Raw genomic sequence first — 18768 nt, 5'->3', positions numbered from 1 at the left:
ACCCGAGCTTAGTCTCGGGTTTTTTAATGCCTGAAATTTAGCATGCATGAAGGTGGCGCTCTTACCTTAGGCGTAGGTGCTTTGTAGTAACGTTCAATGAGTAATAGTTAACTTTTAAGTTAATTATTAGAAAAAGGTCACTTAGGTGGCCTTTTTAATGTCTGAAGAAAAGTGATTAGTTTTAAGCTATCAGCTATCTGATCTGACCCCGATAAAGTAGCTCGGAGTTAAATTTAGAGGGCTACGTTTGTGTTTAAGTTTAAGTAATTTAAATATAATTAAGGCATAAAAAAGCACGACTTCAAGCCGTGCTATTCATTAAACTCTTTGGCAACTGACACGCTAGTGTTTCTTAGCGTACTTTTCAGCTTGTTTTAACACTCTTAATAAATTGCCACTTAAAATCTTTTTGATATCAGCATCGCTATAATCTCTGTCCATTAAGCCTTGAACAAGATTAGGGTAGCTAGATACATCTTTTAAGCCTATAGGTAGTGAATCACCTACGCCATCGTAGTCAGAACCAATACCAACATAATCAATACCAATTAGTTCAACAACATGGTCAATATGATCCAGCACCTGTTCAAGGCTTGCATATGGGTATGGGTTTTTAGCACGATACGCAGCATCAAAATCTTTACTTAGCTTGGTGCCTTCTTTTTTAGCTGACTCTTTTGAGTTTTTTAACTGTTTACCCCAGCTACCCGCTTTTGCGGTAACAAAGCTTGAGCCAAAGTTAATTTGAATAACACCGCCATTTTCTTTAAGTGCGAGTAGCATATCGTCATTCATATTTCGCTCAAAACCAGGCGTGTACTTGCGCAGCGATGAATGCGAGGCAATTACCGGCGTTTTAGAGAGCTCCATTACTTGATAAAACGCATCATCAGAAATATGCGATACATCGACCAACATACCTACATTGTTCATTTCAGTTATAAGCTTTTTACCAAATGGGCTTAAACCTTTCCATTTACGGCGTATATCGTAAGAAGAGTCAGAAATATGATTACTTTGCGAGTGAGCTAGCGTGATGTAGCGAATACCACGGTCATAAAAATGCTGAAGGTTTTTCATATCACCTTCAATTGGTGAACCGTTTTCCATACCCATCGCAATAGATAGCTTGCCTTGTTTAAACTGCTCTTCTATATCAGCGCTTGAGCTGGCAATGGCAAACTTATCAGGTGCTCGCTGAGCAATGGCTTCCATACTATCAATCATTTGATTGGCTAACTGGTAACTTTTACCTTTGCCTTCAAACTCTAAATGCGCAGGAATATAAATCGACATAAATGGGGCGTTTAAACCGCCTTCAACAGCACGAGGGTAGTCAAAGTCGCCGCCGTCGGTGGCTTTAGTTACATCAACCCAGCCTTCGTGTATACGATAAGGCACATCAATGTGGGTATCTATTAAAATAGTGTCTTTGGCAAGTTTAACTGCTTTGTCTGACGGGCTTTTTACTTGCTCTGCAAAGGCTTGGGGGGGTAATGCTAGTGATATGGCTACCACTAGAGTGCTGAGTTTTATCATGTTTTGGCTCTTTGGGTAAAAAGCCATTGTGTACGTTCAGTTCAAAAGTTACAAGTGTTACGCTTTAATCAAATGACGGCGTCTCATGCTCTTCACTTTGTAGTGCTTTAAATTCGCCTTTTGAAATTATAGTTACTGATTCATGTAGCTCTGAAAAAAACACCATCGCTTCGCCGCTTTTCAGTTGTTGGTTAACCTGAGCGACTTTGCTTTCAATTGTTATTTCTTGCTCGCCATAATCAGTGCCTTCGCGCAGTACATAACTTTCAATTAAATTGTAAAGAGTGTCTTTATCGAGTTGTTCAAAAGGGATAATCATTACTGCTTGTTACTCGCTTTATTTAATATGTGTTGGCCAAAATAATACGGCACGGCTTTCTCTAACCAAAATACAGGTTTAAAAGGGTTGTTACCGCTAATAAAACCTACGTGTCCGCCTTTCTCTGAGACGCACAGCGTAACATGCTCACTGACATCTTGCCTACTCGGTACGGCTTTAATAGAGAGCATGGGGTCGTCTTTAGCGTGAATAATAAGCGTAGGAATAGCGATGTCTTTTAAATACGGCATAGCGCTGGCTTTACGGTAGTAATCGTGTGCGTTTTCAAAGCCATGTAATGGTGCCGTTAGCTGGTTATCAAACTCTAATAAATCGTCAATTTCCATTAATTGGTCGGTAGTAATCGGTATTTTCTGCTTAATTTGTGGCAACTTACGTTGCATTGACTTTTTCATTCTGTCGAGCAGATACTTTTGATAAATTTTACCTAAACTTTTACGTATAACATCGCTTGATGACGATAAGTCATAAGGTGCCGATACTACCGCTGCTGCACTTAATGGGCATATTTCGCGTTCTTCACCTAGGTACTTAGCAAGTACATTACCACCTAGCGAAAAACCAACGGCCATAATTGGGCGGTATGGATATTGTTGACGCAAATAATCTATAAAAAAAGCTAAATCGGCTGTATCACCACTGTGATATGCGCGGGGAAGACGGTTTACTTCAGTCGAGCAGTTTCTAAAGTGCATAAGCACAACTGCATAGCCTTGTTTTTTTAAGGCCTTCATCATGCCTTTGGCATAAAAGCTATTTATGTTGCCCTCAAGACCATGTAAAACAACGGCAAGTGGTGCAGTTTCGTTATGTGGAAGCGACCACGCAAGCTCAATAAAATCACCATCAGGTGTATCAAGTTGTTCAAGTTCGTAGGACGTATTGTGAAATGGGCGGAAAAAACGCGGCATTATGGTCTGAACGTGACGATTGGTCATCCACCATGCTGGTTTGAACTGAGAGATCATGTTTGTACTACGCACTTTGTATTAAACGAAAAGCTAGTGTATCAAATTTTTCGCTTCAGAAAATAAAAAGCGCCTAACTAGTAAACTAATAAGGCGCTTTAGTGCGTCGTGCTTAATTTTTAATGCTAATCAGGAACTTCCGCTTCACTTATTTTTTTAATAAAGTAAAAAGCGTAAAATAAACAAAGAGAAATCACGACACCTAAGATCCCAAAAGACATAAATAATACAGGGTCGCTAAAAAAGTCTCTAAAGAATACGTTCATGAGTTTTCTCCTCGTTGGTTGATGAGTTAATCATAGAGGAGTTTGCAGGGAGTAATGTGATCGAGATCAAACTATTTTTCTAAGTGGGAAGAGTAACCACTCTAAGTTGATTTAGATCATGTTTTAAAGACTATTAGATTATTACCGAAGCGCTGTTTTAATTTAGGCTAGCTTTACGTATAGCTCGATATTATTAGGTTTTATCACTTCTAACATTTTAAACTGGTTAGCTTTATCAACAAGCATTTGCTGTTGCTGTTTTTCAAGTTTTAACTCGGCGCTTAATAGCGCTTTACGTATTATTGCGTAGTCACTAATCGTATGCTGATGTTCTTTCAAATAGCTACGGGCAGAGCGAAGAGGCTTAAGCGCTTGCGTATCAAATTCGTTAATTGAGGCTATTAAGTCACTCAGCTGCTCGGCGCTAATGCTAAGTTTAAGTGAGTCTAAATACAGTAAAAATAGACACACATTAACATTTTTACCTTGCTGATTTTGCAGTGCCAGCAAGGTTTGTTGTTGCCCAGGCTTTGCGTACAAGGTGCACGCAAATTGCCAAAAGTCATTGCTATTGAGCAAGTTCATCGGCAAAGGCCTGTTCTTTTTCTTCCATTTCTTCAAGCGCCATGAGGAGCTCTTCTTCAATGTCGTTAAGTTTAGGTGTGAGCATTGCTTGCTTAGCAATTAACTCTTTTAGCTGAGCTTTATTGTCGTCGTTGTAGAGTTCGTTATCGCCAAGTGCGACCTCTACTTCGCTAAGCTCTGCAGAGTATTTGTCTAGTTGCTTTTCAAGCTTTTCAATTTGTTTTTTAAGCGGTTGAATGGCTTTTCTAAATTCGGCTTCTAGGCGTTTTTGCTCTTTTCGGTTAACACCTGAGTTAGCTTTAGGCTCATCATTTTGCTGGGCTTTAACAGCTTCTTTATTGGCATTGAGTAACCATTGATAATATTCATCTAAATCGTAACCAAATTGAGTTACTTTGCCATCGTCTACTAAATAAAATTCATCAGCGGTGTTTTTAAGCATGTGGCGGTCGTGCGATACCGTAACCATGGCGCCTTCAAAACCTTGTAGTGCCATAACAAGTGCATGGCGCATTTCTAAATCAAGGTGGTTAGTTGGCTCATCGAGAAGCAGTAGGTTTGGCTTTTGATATACCAACATGGCAAGCACTAAGCGTGCTTTTTCGCCGCCCGAAAAGGGGGCTACCGGCTCAAGTGCTTTGTCGCCAATGAAAGCAAAGCCACCTAAAAAGTCACGCAGCGATTGCTCAGTGGCTTTAGGGTTTAAACGCTGTAAATGCGTAATAGCGCTGGCTTTTAAATCAAGCGATTCAAGTTGATGCTGCGCAAAGTAGCCAATGTTTAAACCATGGTGCTGCACAACCTTACCTGCTTGTGGCTCTAAATCACCAGAGAGTAGTTTAATTAGCGTTGATTTACCTGCGCCATTTCGGCCAAGCAAAGCAATACGACTACCAGGGACTAAATTAAGCTCTATATTATTTAAAATAGTGACTTCACCATAACCCGCTTTCGCTTTATCTAAGCTCATAAGTGGGTTTGGAAGGGCTGTAGGCTCTGCAAATTCAAAGTTGAACGGTGAGTCGGCATGAGCAGGAGCTAGCTTTTCCATACGCTCTAGGGCTTTTACGCGGCTTTGTGCTTGTTTGGCTTTACTGGCTTTTGCTTTAAAGCGCGTAATAAACTGCTCAAGGTGTGCAATTTGATCTTGTTGCTTTTCAAACATAGCTTGCTGCTGTAGTAAGCGCTCTGCTTTTTGGCGCTCAAATTGCGAGTAGTTGCCTTTGTACACATTAATAAGTTGCTTATCTACATGCCAGATTTGATCAACTACTGCATCTAAAAACTCACGGTCATGCGATATAAGTACAAGGGTGCCAGTGTAGGCACGTAGAAAGCGCTCAAGCCAATATACTGCGTCTAAATCGAGGTGGTTAGTTGGTTCATCAAGTAGCAGTAAATCGGCGTCGCGTATCAATGCTTGAGCAAGGTTTAAACGCATACGCCAACCACCAGAGAATGCGCTTACGGGGTTTTCTATTTGATTGTTGGCAAAGCCTAAACCATGCAGTAATTCGCCAGCCTTAGACTCTATGCTATAGCCTTTAATATTTTCTAATTGAATGTGTACTTTAGCTTGTGTATCGCCATCATTGATTTGCTCTGCTTCACGAAGGGCAATACGTAGCGCGTAATATTCAGGGTGGCCTTGCAGTACATAATCAATGGCGCTTATTTCAAGTGCAGGGGTTTCTTGCTTAACAGAGGCTATAGACCAATCTTTAGGGATGCTGCAGCTACCGGCGTCTAACTGTAGTTCTGATTTTAATAAACCAAATAACGTTGATTTTCCGCAGCCATTGGCTCCTACAAGGCCAACTTTATGTTCTGGAAATAAAGTGGCTGATGCATTTTTTAATAAGGCTTTACCGCCACGAAGTAGTTCTATTTCTGAGATTTGGATCATGAATGCGTTACTTTGCTGTGCCCTTGTTAAGTTGCCCCTATCATACCATAGAACTTAATGCGCTTATCAAGCGTATCAACAGGTGAAGTTATACGATAAAATAGCCACAGTTCAAACCACAGGAAAAATGTTGTGAGACAAAAGAAGCGATTTATTGCTGGTGCGTCGTGCCCTGAGTGTAAAGCTATGGATACCATGATGCTATACAGAGAACATGATGTTGAAAAAGTAGAGTGTGTTGAGTGTGGGCATAAAATGTCGCAACCCGATAATGCTGTTCAGGCGTCAACTCGCCAATTTGAACAAGTAATTGGTGTGTTTAAACCGGGCGATTAACCCGGTTTTTATTTTTACCCACTTTAGTAATGTGGCGGCGGAGGCTCTTGCATTTGCGACATTAACGATGGCTGCTGCGACTCTTTTAGCTTTTCTGCTAGTAGCTCAGTTTGGCGCTTCATTTTTGCAAGCTGCTGTTGGTGTGCTTTTAGCTCGTCATTTAATATATCAATCGTTTCGTCTTGAAAAGCCACTTTGGCTTCAAGTTCCATTAAGCGATGTTCAATTGTGTTCATTATCTTCTCGTATAATAAAGCGCTCAGCGATACCGCTTGAGCTCTCGGTTAACAACGACTTGCCGTTTTGTATAAACGTTACATCTAACACCACTGCCGATTTAGGCTTACTGCCTTCGCGCGGTGTTACTTGCCAAGTTTGAATTTTTTCACCGCTGGGTAATTGCCATAAATCAACACGCTTATTAGGCGAGCCCGTAGCAAGCAATGTGCCTTGCTCATTAAAGCGTACCGCAGTAAAAATTTTCTGACGCGCAATATACGCCAGTTTACTCACAAGGTCACCTGTAGTCAGCTTCCATACATGTGCTTGCTTCATACTATCTGCGGTAAATGCATAGCGACCTTGAGGGTCAAGCGTTACTTGGGTTACACGAGTAGGGTGATTAAAGCGATGAATTACTTGCCCTGTACGTGTGTCCCAAAAATAAGCAACGTAATCGTTAGAGCCGCTTAATGCATAGCGCCCGTTAGGTGATAAATCAACAGTGTTTACTTTATCTTGATGGCCTAAAAATTCGATACGACGTCCTGTTTCGAGGTTTATAAAAACCACAACACCGTCGCTTCGACCGTATAAAACACTACGACCTTGGTTACTAATAGCGATATCACGAATACTGGCTTTTTGTATTTCGTAGTAACCTTTATTTTTGCCTGTGGTTATATCCAATACGGCAAAGGTGGTTTTTTCTGCGGTAACAGCCACGCTGTTATCAAACGCTATAGCAACGGCATAAACTAAACTGTCTTGCGATTGCTGCTGATACCATTGATATTTTAATACCTGCTGTTGATTATCCCACAGTGCGACCCCATGGTTGATAGAAGAGATTAAGCTGTATTTACCATCGTTAGATAACGCTGACGAAAACGCGCCTTGCGCTGCGTGTTCGTAACTAGCTACAGCCTGCTGTTTTTTTTCGGTACAGGCGATAGCTAAAAAACAGCTAAATACGATTAAAAAAGTACGAAATATCGACATAATACAGGTATTTTCCCTTAACTCTTCGTGATTGAGAGGTTAGACTAGGTCACGTTTAAGGCCTAGGTTGTTTGTCTAATCACTGGATATGTTTTAGTTTAGCTAACAACGTGAAATTTAGTCATTAAACAAGCAGCCTATCATGTGGGCCGTTGATCTTTAACTAGTAATAATACATTAAAATGACAACTGCAAAGTGTGTCGGAGATTTAAAATGAAAAAGACGATTAGATTGTCATTGATTGCAGCGTCAGTTTTAGCGCTTACAGCTTGTAATCAAGAAGCAAAACAAGAAAAAGCTGAAGTTAAATTAGACACTGTAGAACAGCAACAAGCATACGGTATTGGTGCATCTGTAGGTAACTTTTTAAATAAAGATCTTGCAGAAAAATCAGAAATTGGTATTGAACTAGACCAAGCACTTTTAATTCGTGGTTTTGAAGATGCGCTTGCTGGCAATGCAAAAATTGACGAAGAAAAAATTCGTGAAGTACTTACTGAGCTAGATACATCAGTGCGTACTAAGCAAGAAGCAAAAGCAAAAGTAGAGTCTGAAAAAAGCAAAGAAGCAGGTAAAAAATACCTAGAAGAAAATGCTAAAAAAGAAGGCGTTACAGTAACTGAGTCTGGTCTTCAGTACGAAGTACTTAGCGAAGGCGACGGTGAAAAGCCAGTAGCAACTGATGTAGTTAAAGTTCACTACAAAGGTACTCTATTAGACGGCACTGAGTTTGATAGCTCATACGCTCGTAACGAGCCTACAACTTTCCCTCTTAACCGCGTAATTGCAGGTTGGACTGAAGGTTTACAGCTTATGTCTGTAGGGTCTAAGTACAAGTTTACTATTCCTTCAGAACTTGCTTATGGTGATCGCGATTTAGGTAAAATCCCTGCTAATTCAACATTAGTATTTGAAGTTGAATTACTTGAAATTCAAAATGAAGAAGCACCTGCGCAATAATAAGCTTATTGTACAAATGCAAAAAAAAGGGACCTTAGGTCCCTTTTTTAATGTGTTCAATTAATTTAGTGGTTGGAAAACAAGTTATCAATTAGCTCATCTTCAAGTGCAAAACGGGCTTCAAGTGCTTCTCCAACAATTGATAAATCTTTATCGAAATCAGCTAATAAGTCTTCTTTATCTACTTCGGCGTATTTATCGTTAAAATCTAGCGCTACATCAGTTGTATTTGAAATTCGCGGGTAAATAGAGTTTGCAAGCTCTTGGCTTTGTAAGCCTTTTTTTTCACACGCTTTTGCAATATCGTCATATACCTCAAAATGCCCAGCTGATAGGTAATCCATTAAGAGTTGGCAAAAAGACTCAATAACTTGCGGCTCTGGCAATGCATGATCTTTTTTATCGTAAGGCGAAAAACCAGCCATTTTACAATACAACACAATAAGTTCTTGGCGTTCGTTAAGCCATTTATCAATTACTGTGTGGCTACCACCCCATTTTTGTTGAGCTTTTTCTACACGCGTCAGCATAATTGTTCTCCTAGCTGGGTTGGTCTTTTAATTTAAAATAATAAAGTTTATGTACATCAAGATATATTTAATTAGCGCGTATATCAACAAGTAAAGTAGCCTTCTTACGGGTTGTACTTTTTAAAAGATATTTAGACAGGAAATTTTATTGCAGGCAAGAAAAAACCACCAGTTACGGTGGTCTAATTTCTTTCAATGACTTGTTAGTACAAGTTTTCTTATTTTTATGGGGTAATTTTTATTATTGTTATATTAAAACTATTATTTTTATTGTTTTAAGATTTTTATTATTGTTCTTGTTAACGCGGGACAAACAATATCAAGGTTTTCGTGATGTTGCAAACGTATTAACAAAAAGTTTTTATTGTTAGTTGTTTTTGCTTATTTACTAATCAAAAAGGTGTTTATTAGCAACAAACCTTGTTCTCAAACAGCTATCCAATCTTTTCGTCCCTAAGCAATAGAGGGGGGATGAATATGGTGATACAATCTTGCACAATTTCTACCAGCCTTAGGATCATTTACGCTATGAGCGAATTAAAAAACGACCGTTATTTACGTGCACTTGCAAAACAACCAGTTGATGTAACACCGGTATGGATGATGCGCCAAGCAGGACGCTATTTACCAGAGTACCGTGCTACACGTGCACAAGCGGGCGATTTTATGAGCCTGTGCCGTAATGCTGAACTTGCCTGTGAGGTAACACTACAACCACTTCGTCGTTACCCATTAGATGCCGCTATTTTATTTAGCGATATTTTAACCATTCCTGACGCAATGGGCTTAGGTTTGTACTTTGAAACTGGCGAAGGTCCTAAGTTTGAAAACCCTATTTCGTCACTTGCTGATGTTAAAAAAATTCCAAAACTCGATCCAACTGACGAGCTTGGTTATGTAATGAATGCAGTAAGTACAATACGTCGTGAACTTAAAGGCGAAGTACCACTCATTGGTTTTTCGGGTTCACCGTGGACACTTGCTACTTACATGGTTGAAGGCGGTAGCAGTAAAGTATTCGGTAAAATTAAAAAAATGGCGTTTGCAGAGCCGCAAACACTTCATTTATTACTCGATAAACTCGCTGATTCGGTGATTGATTACTTAAACGCGCAAGTAAAAGCCGGCGCGCAATCGTTGATGGTATTTGACTCATGGGGCGGCGTTTTAAGCCCGCGTGATTACAACGAGTTCTCATTGCAGTACATGCACAAAATCGTAGATGGTTTAATTCGCGAATACGATGGTCGTAAAGTACCGGTAACGCTATTTACTAAAAACGGTGGCCAATGGATTGAAGCAATAGCGGCTACAGGCTGTGATGCAGTGGGTCTAGATTGGACTATTAACATTAGCGACGCTAAACGCCGTGTAGGCGATAAAGTGGCGCTACAAGGTAATATGGACCCATCAATGCTTCATGGTACGCCAGATCGTATACGCCAAGAAGTAGGTACTATTTTAGAAGATTTTGGCACAGGCAATGGCCACGTATTTAACTTAGGCCACGGTATTACGCCTGACGTAGATCCTGAAAATGCTGGCGTATTCATTAATGCAGTACATGAGCTTAGTGCTAAGTACCATAAGTAATAGCCACTTAAACAAGCTTTAAAACTGTTTAAAAGTAAAAAACCCGCTAAGTTGCGGGTTTTTTGTTACCTATTTATAAAGGCTTTTAAAACTACTTATTGAAGCGATTATTTAAATAAGCGATTTAAACCATTTAACGCTGCAACACGATAAGCTTCAGCCATGGTTGGGTAGTTAAACGTGGTATTTACGAAATAATCGATATTATTGCCGCCATTTTTTTGTTCCATAATGGCTTGGCCAATGTGAACAATTTCAGAGGCACGTTCACCAAAGCAATGCACGCCAAGTACTTCTTTGGTTTCGGTGTGGAATAATATTTTTAAGCTACCTACTTCAGTGCCTGCAATTTGCGCGCGCGCTAAATGTTTAAACTGAGCACGGCCAACTTCATAAGGTACTTTAGCTGCGGTAAGTTCTTGCTCGGTTTTACCCACAGAACTCATTTCTGGAATAGTATAAATACCAGCAGGAATATCTATAATTAGCTTATCTTCACAATTACCACAGGCAATCGCATCAGCAGCTATACGGCCTTGATCAAATGCAGCACTGGCAAGGCTAGGGTAGCCAATTACATCACCCACAGCGTACACGTTGTCTACTTCTGTTTGGTATGTTTCGTTAACTTTAAGCTGGCCACGGCTATCAGCTTTTAAGCCAATGGCTTCAAGGTTAAGTGTATCAGTGTTACCAGTTCGGCCATTGGCAAATAAAATACAGTCAGCCTTTACACGTTTGCCTGATTTTAAATGCATAATAACGCAGTCATCACGTGTTTCTATACGATCAAACTCTTCATTATGGCGAATAACAATGCCGCTATTCCAAAAGTGGTAGCTAAGCGCATCTGATATTTCAGCATCCATAAAGGCAAGTAAACGGTCACGGGTGTTAACTAAATCAACTTTGGCGCCTAAACCTTTAAATATAGAAGCGTACTCACAGCCAATAACCCCCGCACCATATATAAGTACACGGTGTGGGTCGTGCTCAAGGCCGAGTATAGTGTCACTTTCGTAAATACGAGAGTGGCTAAAGTCTACCTCTGGTGGACGATAAGGGCGTGAGCCTGTAGCTATTACAATCGTTTTTGCTGTTAGGCGTTCAGTTGAGCCATCATTACGTTTAACTTCTACCGTGTGCTTGTCTACAAAGCTCGCATCGCCTTGAAACATATGAATGCGGTTACGGTCGTAAAAACTACTGCGTAAATTAGACTGTTTTGAAATAACCGAACTAGCGTGACGTAAAATATCAGGAAAGGTTAAACGGCTAGGGCGCTCGCCTACATTGAATAATGGGTTTGCTTTGTATTCAATGTAACGACTAACCGAGTGACGTAGCGCTTTTGAAGGAATAGTACCCCAATGTACACAGCCGCCGCCTACAGTTTCTTGGCGCTCAATAACCGCTACTTTTTTGTCGTTTTTTGAAAGGTTCATGGCGGTACCTTCACCGCCAGGACCCGTGCCAATAATTATTGCGTCATATTGGTATGTCACGGGTACTTTTTTTTGTTCTGGTTGTTTGGCCACAGCCACTCCTAAATTAATTAAAAGAGGCTTTTAATAACCTCGCATTAAGTGCTAGCCATGCCTGTTTTTGATTTTCCCAGGCGGCTTCCAACTCATGGTATTGTGCCATTAATGCTGATTGTTCACACTGCTTTGCCATGTTATTTTTTTTAACTTCTAACACTTGTTTTTGTAGTGAACAATAATTTTGCAGTTTTTTCAGCAATAAATCGTACTCTTGTTGTAATAATGTAAGCTTATCTTGGGCTAAAGGCAATTTTGCAAGGCGAGTTTGGGTTTTACTCATGAGCGTTTCGGCCTTTGCTTTTTCTATACGTTCAACCGGAGTGCGCTTTAATTTGCTGGCTAAACCTAGTGCCGCTAATGTGCGAATCATCCATTTTGTAGGATCGTAATGAAACCACTTAATACCGTTACGGTAGTCGCTTGCAAAAATATGGTGGAAGTTGTGATATCCCTCACCATAAGTAAATAACGCTAAAAAGCCATTATCACGTGCTGTATTTTTTTCAGTGTATGGGCGTGAGCCCCAAATATGCGCAACTGAGTTAATAAAAAAAGTAAAATGCTGACTTAGCACCAAACGCAGTAAACCGGCTAAAATTAGCATTCCCCACACATCACCCACCAATAAACCAAGCACAAGCGGAAGGCCTACATTCATTGCTATAACAAGTTTTAAGTAATGCTTGTGTTGCCACATAACTATTTTATTGCGTTGTAAATCGCGACAGTTACTGTAGTCACCGTAGCTGTCACCTTGGTAATCACGAAGCATCCAGCCAATATGGCTATACCAAAAACCGTTAGTTGCGGCGTATGGGTCTTTTACTGGGTCGTCGACTTGGCCGTGGTGTATACGATGATCGCTACTCCAATGCAGGGCACTGTTTTGTAATGCAAAAGCACCGCCAAGTGCAAAAATAAATTCAACTGCAGGATGTGCATTATACGCTTTATGAGCCCATAATCTGTGGTATCCGGCAGTGATAGATAGGCCTGCATAAAACATGCAGCCTACAAATGCAATCCAATGTGCGCTGGTAAATCCGTAGCTAATGCCGTACCAAGGTACAAGTGTGGCAGCCGCCAAAAAGGTTAGGCTAAAAAACAGGACATTTGTCCAAATAATCGGTGGTTTATTCATCGTATTTACTCTCAGCGTACAACTGTAAGCTAAAATAGTGTTTCAATCTCTTGGCGTCAAGTATTAGACTAGACAATTAAGCTAATTATCACTAAAACTTCATATAAATAACTTCAGGGAGCTGTGGATGTCGGGTGTTAGAGCACAACAGAAACAAAAAACACGACAAGCCTTAATTGAGGCGGCATTTAACCAGCTAAGTGCTGATCATAGTTTTTCTAATTTAAGTTTACGCGAAGTAGCGCGTGAAGCCGGAATTGCTCCCACCTCATTTTATCGCCACTTTAAAGACATGAACGAACTAGGTTTAACCATGGTAGATGAAGCCGGTTTAACCCTTCGTCAACTTATGCGCCAAGCTCGTAGACGCATAGCTAACGATGGTGGAAGTGTTATAAATACCTCCGTAGTGACTTTTATGGAGTTTATTGACAACTCAAGTAACCAATTTAGATTACTACTGCGCGAGCGATCTGGTACCTCAAAAGCTTTTAGAGCCGCAGTAGCGCGCGAAGTAAAACACTTTATTTTAGAACTTGCTCACTATTTAGAAAGCGAGACTAAATGCGATGCCATACATGCCTACATTCAATCTGAAGCCATGGTAACGCTTGTATTTAACGCTGGTGCAGAGGCACTCGATCTAGAAGGTCAGCAACGAGATGAGTTAACTGAACGTGTGATTTGGCAATTACGTTATATTACCCGTGGAGCAGGGCATTACAGTAGAGAAACAAATAAAGAAGCGTAGCTTAAAAAAATAGCAAAAAGTTAATATAAGCAGAGTATTCTTAAGCGCTTATTAAATTAAGCCTAAGCGCACCTGTTTTTGATTTTTTAATTCTCATAATGGAGTTTTATTGGATTGAATGTCCCTGTTGATTCGGTTTTAAATATGTTGTGTGGAATATTTATGCTTGCACCTACTGCGCTGTAATGTTAAAAATAGGCCTCACTGAACACACACAAGAAACAAGATGCAAAATATTCGTTTAATTACACTAAAACTTAACCTCTTACTGCTATGGTCAGTGAGCGGGGATTAGTGTGTTTGCATTGAGTTAAACATTAAAACCCCGCAATTGCGGGGTTTTTTTTATCTCGCGGCTGGGATAAATTGAAATTTGGGTAACACAGGAATGAGGGGCAGTTATGCAAGACAAAGATAAAGTATGGATTTTTGATACCACCTTACGTGATGGCGAGCAGGCACTTAAAGCAAGCCTTACAGAAGACGATAAAATTCAGTTAGCGCATACTATTAGCCGCTTGAATGTGGATGTGATGGAAGTGGGTTTTCCGGTTTCAAGCCCTGCTGATTTTCGCTCGGTGCAACGTATTGCAACCGAGGTAAAAGGCCCGATTATTTGTGGCTTAGCACGCTCTGTTGCCAAAGACATTGAAGCCTGTGGCGAGGCACTTCGCACAGCACAGCAAAGCCGTATTCATACTTTTATTGCCACAAGCCCTTTGCACCTTGAACATAAATTGCGCATGAGCCTAGATGACGCAACTGCAATGGCGGTTAAATCAATTAAATTAGCGCGTAACTACACAGATGATGTTGAGTTTTCGTGTGAAGATGCTGGGCGTACGCCGCATTGGGATTTATGTAAAATTGTTGAGCAGGCAATTAATGCGGGTGCCTCTACTATTAACTTACCCGATACCGTTGGCTTTGTAACGCCAGACGAATACGCTGCGATGATCCGCCACTTAATGAATAACGTGCCAAATATTGATAAAGCTCGCTTAAGTGTGCATTGCCACAACGATTTAGGTTTAGCTGTGGCAAACTCGGTAGCTGCGGTACAAGCGGGTGCTCGCCAGATTGAATGTACAATAAATGGTATTGGTGAGCGTGCGGGTAACTGTTCGCTTGAAGAAGTGGCGATGATCATGAAAATGCGCAAAGACCACTTAAACGTACACACCGATATTAAAAGCGAAGAAATTTATCGCGCATCTCGCCAAGTGGCAAAAATATGTAATATGCCGGTACAGCCAAATAAAGCCATTGTGGGCGAAAACGCCTTTGCACATAGCTCGGGCATTCACCAAGATGGCGTATTAAAAGCGCAAAATACTTATGAGATTATGTCGCCAGAAAGCGTCGGTGTGCCAAATAACCAATTAAATATGACTTCGCGTTCGGGTCGTCATGTTATTGAGCACCGCTTAGAAGAGTTAGGTTACCAAAAAGCTGATTACGACATGGACAGCTTATACGAGAGCTTTTTAGCGTTAGCTGATCAAAAAGGCACCGTATACGATTACGACCTTGAAGCCATGATTTACTTTAATCAAATTAACGACAAAGACGAAAAATACCAATTAGAGTTTGTAAACTCAGCGTCTAACTCGCAGTCGGTAGCCAGCTCTACCATTGGGATGTTAATTGATGGCGAAGCAAAGCAAGAAGCAGCCACAGGTAATGGCCCTGTTGAAGCGTCGTTTGCAGCTATTGAGCGCTTAACAGGTATGAGCGTTGAAATGATTGAATACAACTTAGAAGCGACAGGGCAAGGCGCAAGCTCGCTTGGTCAAGTAAACATTATTGCTAAATACGATGGTCGCCCTTATCACGGAGCGGGTATTGCTGCGGATGTGGTGGAGGCGTCGGTACGCGCCATGATCCGTGTTTACAACTTAATTTATCGTGCACAAAAAGTGTCTGATTTAAAACAACAAAGGAAAGCAGGATGAGTAAAACAAACTACAGCGTTGCAGTATTAGCTGGCGACGGTATTGGCCCAGAAGTAATGGCAGCAGCAGAGCAAGTGCTTGATGCTGTAAGCAATAAGTTTGGTTTTACCCTGAACCGTCAGCATCATGCTATTGGTGGCGCAGCTATTGACGAATTTGGTGAAGCATTACCACCAAAAACGCTAAGCGCGTGTGAAAACGCCGATGCCATTTTATTTGGCTCAGTAGGTGGCCCTAAGTGGGAAAACCTACCACCAAACGAGCAACCTGAGCGTGCATCGCTTTTACCACTTCGTAAGCACTTTGGCTTGTTTTGTAACTTACGCCCAGCACAACTTTTACCCGCACTTAGCGCTGCATCGCCATTACGTGCAGATATTAGCGAAAAAGGCTTTGATATTTTATGTGTGCGCGAACTTACTGGCGGCATTTACTTTGGTGAAAAAGGTCGAAGTGGTCAAGGCGCTGAAGAAGCCGCATTTGATACACAAACCTACTCACGTAAAGAAATCGAACGTATTGCGCGCTTTGCCTTTGAAGCAGCAAAATTACGTAGTAACCATGTAACCTCAGTAGATAAAGCAAACGTACTTGCATCAAGCGTATTATGGCGTGAAGTCGTTACCGAAGTGAGCAAAGACTACCCAGAAGTAAGCCTAGATTACATTTATGTAGATAACGCAGCTATGCAGTTAGTTAAACAGCCTAGCCAGTTTGACGTGTTACTTTGCGATAACTTATTTGGTGATATTTTGTCAGATGAGTGTGCAATGATCACAGGCTCAATGGGCTTATTACCTTCGGCCAGCTTAAATCAATCGGGCTTTGGTTTGTACGAGCCTGCTGGTGGTTCAGCCCCTGATATTGCAGGCAAAGGTGTTGCAAACCCTATTGCGCAAATTTTAAGTGCTGCACTTATGCTACGTTACTCATTAGGGCAAGACGAAGCTGCACGCACCATTGAAAAAGCCGTAGCCGAAGCCGTTGAAGCAGGCGTTGGCACGCCAGATATCTACCCACAAGGTGGATACAGCACAAGCGATGTGGCAGCAGCCATCGTTTCACGTATTTAATTATTAAAGCCGCAGCACCGTTATGCTGCGACGTAACAGAGTAGGGAATTAGCAAGTGGCCCAAACGTTATACGACAAAATTTGGCAAGCACATACCGTTGCCAGCATAAACGAGCAAACTGATTTACTTTATATTGACCGCCATTTAGTGCATGAAGTTACTTCTCCACAAGCTTTTGCAGGCTTGCGTGAAAAAAACCGTAAAGTACGTTGCCCAGAAAAAACCTTTGCAACGATGGATCATAACGTATCGACTAAAAGCCGATCACTTGATGCCGCAAGCGAAGTATCTAAAAACCAGTTAATGGCGCTAGATGCGAACTGTAAAGAGTTTGGCATTGTACTTTACGACTTAAACTCAATTAACCAAGGTATTGTTCATGTAATGGGGCCTGAACAAGGTATTACCCTACCTGGCACTACCATTGTATGTGGTGATAGTCATACCTCTACGCATGGTGCGTTTGGCGCATTAGCGCACGGTATTGGTACGTCTGAGGTTGAGCACGTATTAGCAACGCAAACGCTACAGCAAAAAAAGGCAAAGTCGCTAAAAATTCAAATTAACGGTGTGCTTCGCCCAACGGTAACCTCTAAAGATTTAATTATGGCGGTTATTGGTAAGTTAGGTACTGCTGGTGGTACAGGTTATGTTGCTGAATTTTGCGGTGAAGGCATTGAAGCACTTTCAATGGAAGCCCGTATGACGCTATGTAACATGAGCATTGAAATGGGTGCTAAAGCAGGTTTAATAGCGCCAGATAAAATTACCTATGATTACTTAAAAGGTCGTCCGTTTGCACCAAAAGGCGCTGACTTTGACGCCGCAGTTGAATACTGGGAAACCTTAAAAACAGATGACGGCGCTGAGTTTGATTTAAGTGTTGAGCTTGAAGCTAACGACATTCAGCCACAAATTACGTGGGGCACCAGCCCAGAGCAAGTAATAGGCGTTGATGAATGCATACCAGATCCAGACCAAGAGCCTGATTTAATTAAAGCCGACGCTATACGTAGTGCACTTAAATACATGGACTTAAAAGCAGGCGATAAATTATCAAGTGCAAAAGTAGATACAGTTTTTATTGGTTCGTGCACTAATAGCCGTATTGAAGATTTACGTGCAGCGGCAAAAATTGTTGAAGGCAAGCAAGTTGTAGCTGGCATAGAAGCGTTAATTGTACCGGGCTCTGGCCTTGTTAAAAAGCAAGCAGAGGACGAAGGCTTAGCCGATATTTTTAAAGCGGCAGGTTTTGAATGGCGCGAGCCGGGCTGTTCAATGTGTTTAGCAATGAACGATGACCGCTTAGAAGCTGGCAAACGCTGTGCATCTACGTCTAACCGTAACTTTGAAGGCCGCCAAGGCCGTGGCGGGCGTACGCATTTAGTGAGCCCTGCAATGGCAGCCGCTGCTGCAATACATGGTCACTTTGTTGATATAAGAGGAGAAGCCTAATGAGCGTATTTTTTAGTGGCTTAATGGCCCCACTTGATAAAAACAATGTAGATACAGACCAAATTATTCCTAAGCAGTTTTTAACATCAACTAGCCGTGGTGGTTTTGATGCAGCACTGTTTTACGATTGGCGTTACCTAGAAAACGGCGAACCAAACCCTGATTTTATTTTAAACCGCCCGTGCTACCAAGGTGCGCAAATATTATTAACGCGCGACAACTTTGGTTGTGGCTCATCACGTGAGCATGCACCGTGGGCACTTAAGCAATATGGTTTTGAAGTGATTTTAGCAGAAAGCTTTGCTGATATTTTCTTTAATAACTGTGGTAACAACCAAATGCTATCCATTGCGCTACCAGCCGACACGCTTGAGCAATTGTTTGTACTTAGCGAGCAGCACGACGATATAAACATTCAAATCGATCTTGAAAACCAAACACTAACAAGCGATAAATTTGCGCCAATTAGTTTTGATATTCGTAAAGACGTAAAAGAGCGTTTATTAAGTGGCTTAGATTTTATTGGTGTGACCGAAACGTTAAACCCACAAATAGATGCGTTTGAAAAACAACTTGCTGCTGAGCGCCCTTGGCAGTAAGGCT

At 41.3% G+C, this 18768-nt stretch carries 18 protein-coding genes; 8 read left to right on the top strand and 10 right to left on the bottom strand.

Translation table 11 applies throughout. The features are described from left to right. Nucleotides 1–342: 342 nt before the first annotated feature. The 5 genes from J8L73_RS13825 to J8L73_RS13805 form a co-directional block, all read right to left on the bottom strand. Nucleotides 343–1539, bottom strand: a complete 1197-nt coding sequence (locus J8L73_RS13825) for a dipeptidase (protein ID WP_211017930.1) — start codon at nucleotides 1537–1539, stop codon at nucleotides 343–345. Between the two features lie 64 nt (nucleotides 1540–1603). Then, nucleotides 1604–1858, bottom strand: coding sequence for a YheU family protein (locus J8L73_RS13820; protein ID WP_211017927.1), 255 nt, complete (start codon nucleotides 1856–1858; stop codon nucleotides 1604–1606). After that, nucleotides 1858–2847 (bottom strand): hydrolase, encoded by a 990-nt coding sequence (locus tag J8L73_RS13815; RefSeq protein WP_211017926.1) that lies wholly within the window; start codon nucleotides 2845–2847, stop codon nucleotides 1858–1860. The genes J8L73_RS13820 and J8L73_RS13815 overlap by 1 nt, the downstream gene beginning before the upstream one ends. Nucleotides 2848–3275: 428 nt before the next feature. Then, nucleotides 3276–3698: a TIGR02444 family protein gene (locus J8L73_RS13810; protein ID WP_211001375.1), complete on the bottom strand. Its 423-nt coding sequence runs from the start codon at nucleotides 3696–3698 to the stop codon at nucleotides 3276–3278. After that, the gene (locus J8L73_RS13805) at nucleotides 3682–5604 is read right to left on the bottom strand and encodes an ATP-binding cassette domain-containing protein (RefSeq protein ID WP_211017925.1); all 1923 of its coding nucleotides are present in this window, start codon (nucleotides 5602–5604) and stop codon (nucleotides 3682–3684) included. Before J8L73_RS13805 ends, J8L73_RS13810 begins: the two co-directional genes overlap by 17 nt. A 132-nt stretch (nucleotides 5605–5736) precedes the next feature. Between J8L73_RS13805 and J8L73_RS13800 the strand changes: the two genes are divergently transcribed. Further along, entirely contained in the window at nucleotides 5737–5940 is a 204-nt protein-coding gene (locus tag J8L73_RS13800; protein WP_058547982.1) for a YheV family putative zinc ribbon protein, read from the top strand. Nucleotides 5941–5963: 23 nt separating this feature from the next. Here the strand turns inward: J8L73_RS13800 and J8L73_RS13795 are convergent, their stop codons facing one another. Further along, nucleotides 5964–6176: a SlyX family protein gene (locus J8L73_RS13795; RefSeq protein WP_058547981.1), complete on the bottom strand. Its 213-nt coding sequence runs from the start codon at nucleotides 6174–6176 to the stop codon at nucleotides 5964–5966. Further along, entirely contained in the window at nucleotides 6163–7161 is a 999-nt protein-coding gene (locus J8L73_RS13790) for a hypothetical protein (protein WP_211017924.1), read from the bottom strand. Before J8L73_RS13790 ends, J8L73_RS13795 begins: the two co-directional genes overlap by 14 nt. Before the next feature lie 214 nt (nucleotides 7162–7375). Here J8L73_RS13790 and fkpA point away from each other — a divergent pair, with 214 nt between their 5' ends. Continuing rightward, nucleotides 7376–8122, top strand: a complete 747-nt coding sequence (gene fkpA / locus J8L73_RS13785; RefSeq protein WP_211017921.1) for an FKBP-type peptidyl-prolyl cis-trans isomerase — start codon at nucleotides 7376–7378, stop codon at nucleotides 8120–8122. 65 nt (nucleotides 8123–8187) lie between these two features. Here the strand turns inward: fkpA and rsd are convergent, their stop codons facing one another. Beyond that, nucleotides 8188–8652: a sigma D regulator gene (rsd, locus tag J8L73_RS13780; RefSeq protein WP_211001371.1), complete on the bottom strand. Its 465-nt coding sequence runs from the start codon at nucleotides 8650–8652 to the stop codon at nucleotides 8188–8190. Nucleotides 8653–9180: 528 nt separating this feature from the next. On the opposite strand from rsd, the gene hemE reads away from it, so the two are divergent. Next, the gene (gene hemE, locus J8L73_RS13775; RefSeq protein ID WP_138682963.1) at nucleotides 9181–10245 is read left to right on the top strand and encodes a uroporphyrinogen decarboxylase; all 1065 of its coding nucleotides are present in this window, start codon (nucleotides 9181–9183) and stop codon (nucleotides 10243–10245) included. A gap of 107 nt (nucleotides 10246–10352) precedes the next feature. On the opposite strand, the gene sthA is transcribed toward hemE, so the two are convergent. Together sthA and J8L73_RS13765 are read right to left on the bottom strand one after the other, a co-directional pair. Then, nucleotides 10353–11783 carry a Si-specific NAD(P)(+) transhydrogenase gene (gene sthA, locus J8L73_RS13770; protein WP_211001370.1) on the bottom strand — a complete coding sequence of 477 codons (1431 nt, stop codon included), beginning with the start codon at nucleotides 11781–11783 and terminating at the stop codon, nucleotides 10353–10355. A gap of 13 nt (nucleotides 11784–11796) precedes the next feature. Beyond that, on the bottom strand, nucleotides 11797–12930 hold the full coding sequence (locus J8L73_RS13765) for a fatty acid desaturase (protein WP_211001369.1): 1134 nt from the start codon (nucleotides 12928–12930) through the stop codon (nucleotides 11797–11799). A 127-nt stretch (nucleotides 12931–13057) separates the two neighbouring features. On the opposite strand from J8L73_RS13765, the gene fabR reads away from it, so the two are divergent. From fabR to leuD, 5 genes are all read left to right on the top strand, one after another. Further along, nucleotides 13058–13681, top strand: a complete 624-nt coding sequence (fabR, locus tag J8L73_RS13760) for an HTH-type transcriptional repressor FabR (protein ID WP_211001368.1) — start codon at nucleotides 13058–13060, stop codon at nucleotides 13679–13681. Nucleotides 13682–14082: 401 nt separating this feature from the next. Continuing rightward, nucleotides 14083–15636, top strand: a complete 1554-nt coding sequence (gene leuA / locus J8L73_RS13755; protein WP_004589389.1) for a 2-isopropylmalate synthase — start codon at nucleotides 14083–14085, stop codon at nucleotides 15634–15636. Further along, the gene (gene leuB, locus J8L73_RS13750; protein WP_211017919.1) at nucleotides 15633–16709 is read left to right on the top strand and encodes a 3-isopropylmalate dehydrogenase; all 1077 of its coding nucleotides are present in this window, start codon (nucleotides 15633–15635) and stop codon (nucleotides 16707–16709) included. Before leuA ends, leuB begins: the two co-directional genes overlap by 4 nt. 55 nt (nucleotides 16710–16764) lie before the next feature. Then, the gene (leuC, locus tag J8L73_RS13745) at nucleotides 16765–18165 is read left to right on the top strand and encodes a 3-isopropylmalate dehydratase large subunit (RefSeq protein WP_211017917.1); all 1401 of its coding nucleotides are present in this window, start codon (nucleotides 16765–16767) and stop codon (nucleotides 18163–18165) included. Beyond that, nucleotides 18165–18764 carry a 3-isopropylmalate dehydratase small subunit gene (gene leuD / locus J8L73_RS13740; RefSeq protein ID WP_211017915.1) on the top strand — a complete coding sequence of 200 codons (600 nt, stop codon included), beginning with the start codon at nucleotides 18165–18167 and terminating at the stop codon, nucleotides 18762–18764. The genes leuC and leuD overlap by 1 nt, the downstream gene beginning before the upstream one ends. Nucleotides 18765–18768 lie beyond the last annotated feature (4 nt).

Source organism: Pseudoalteromonas sp. MMG006 (genome assembly GCF_018101025.1).
In the GTDB taxonomy this organism is placed as follows: Bacteria; Pseudomonadota; Gammaproteobacteria; order Enterobacterales; family Alteromonadaceae; genus Pseudoalteromonas.
This window is presented reverse-complemented; position numbering and strand designations above follow the sequence as displayed.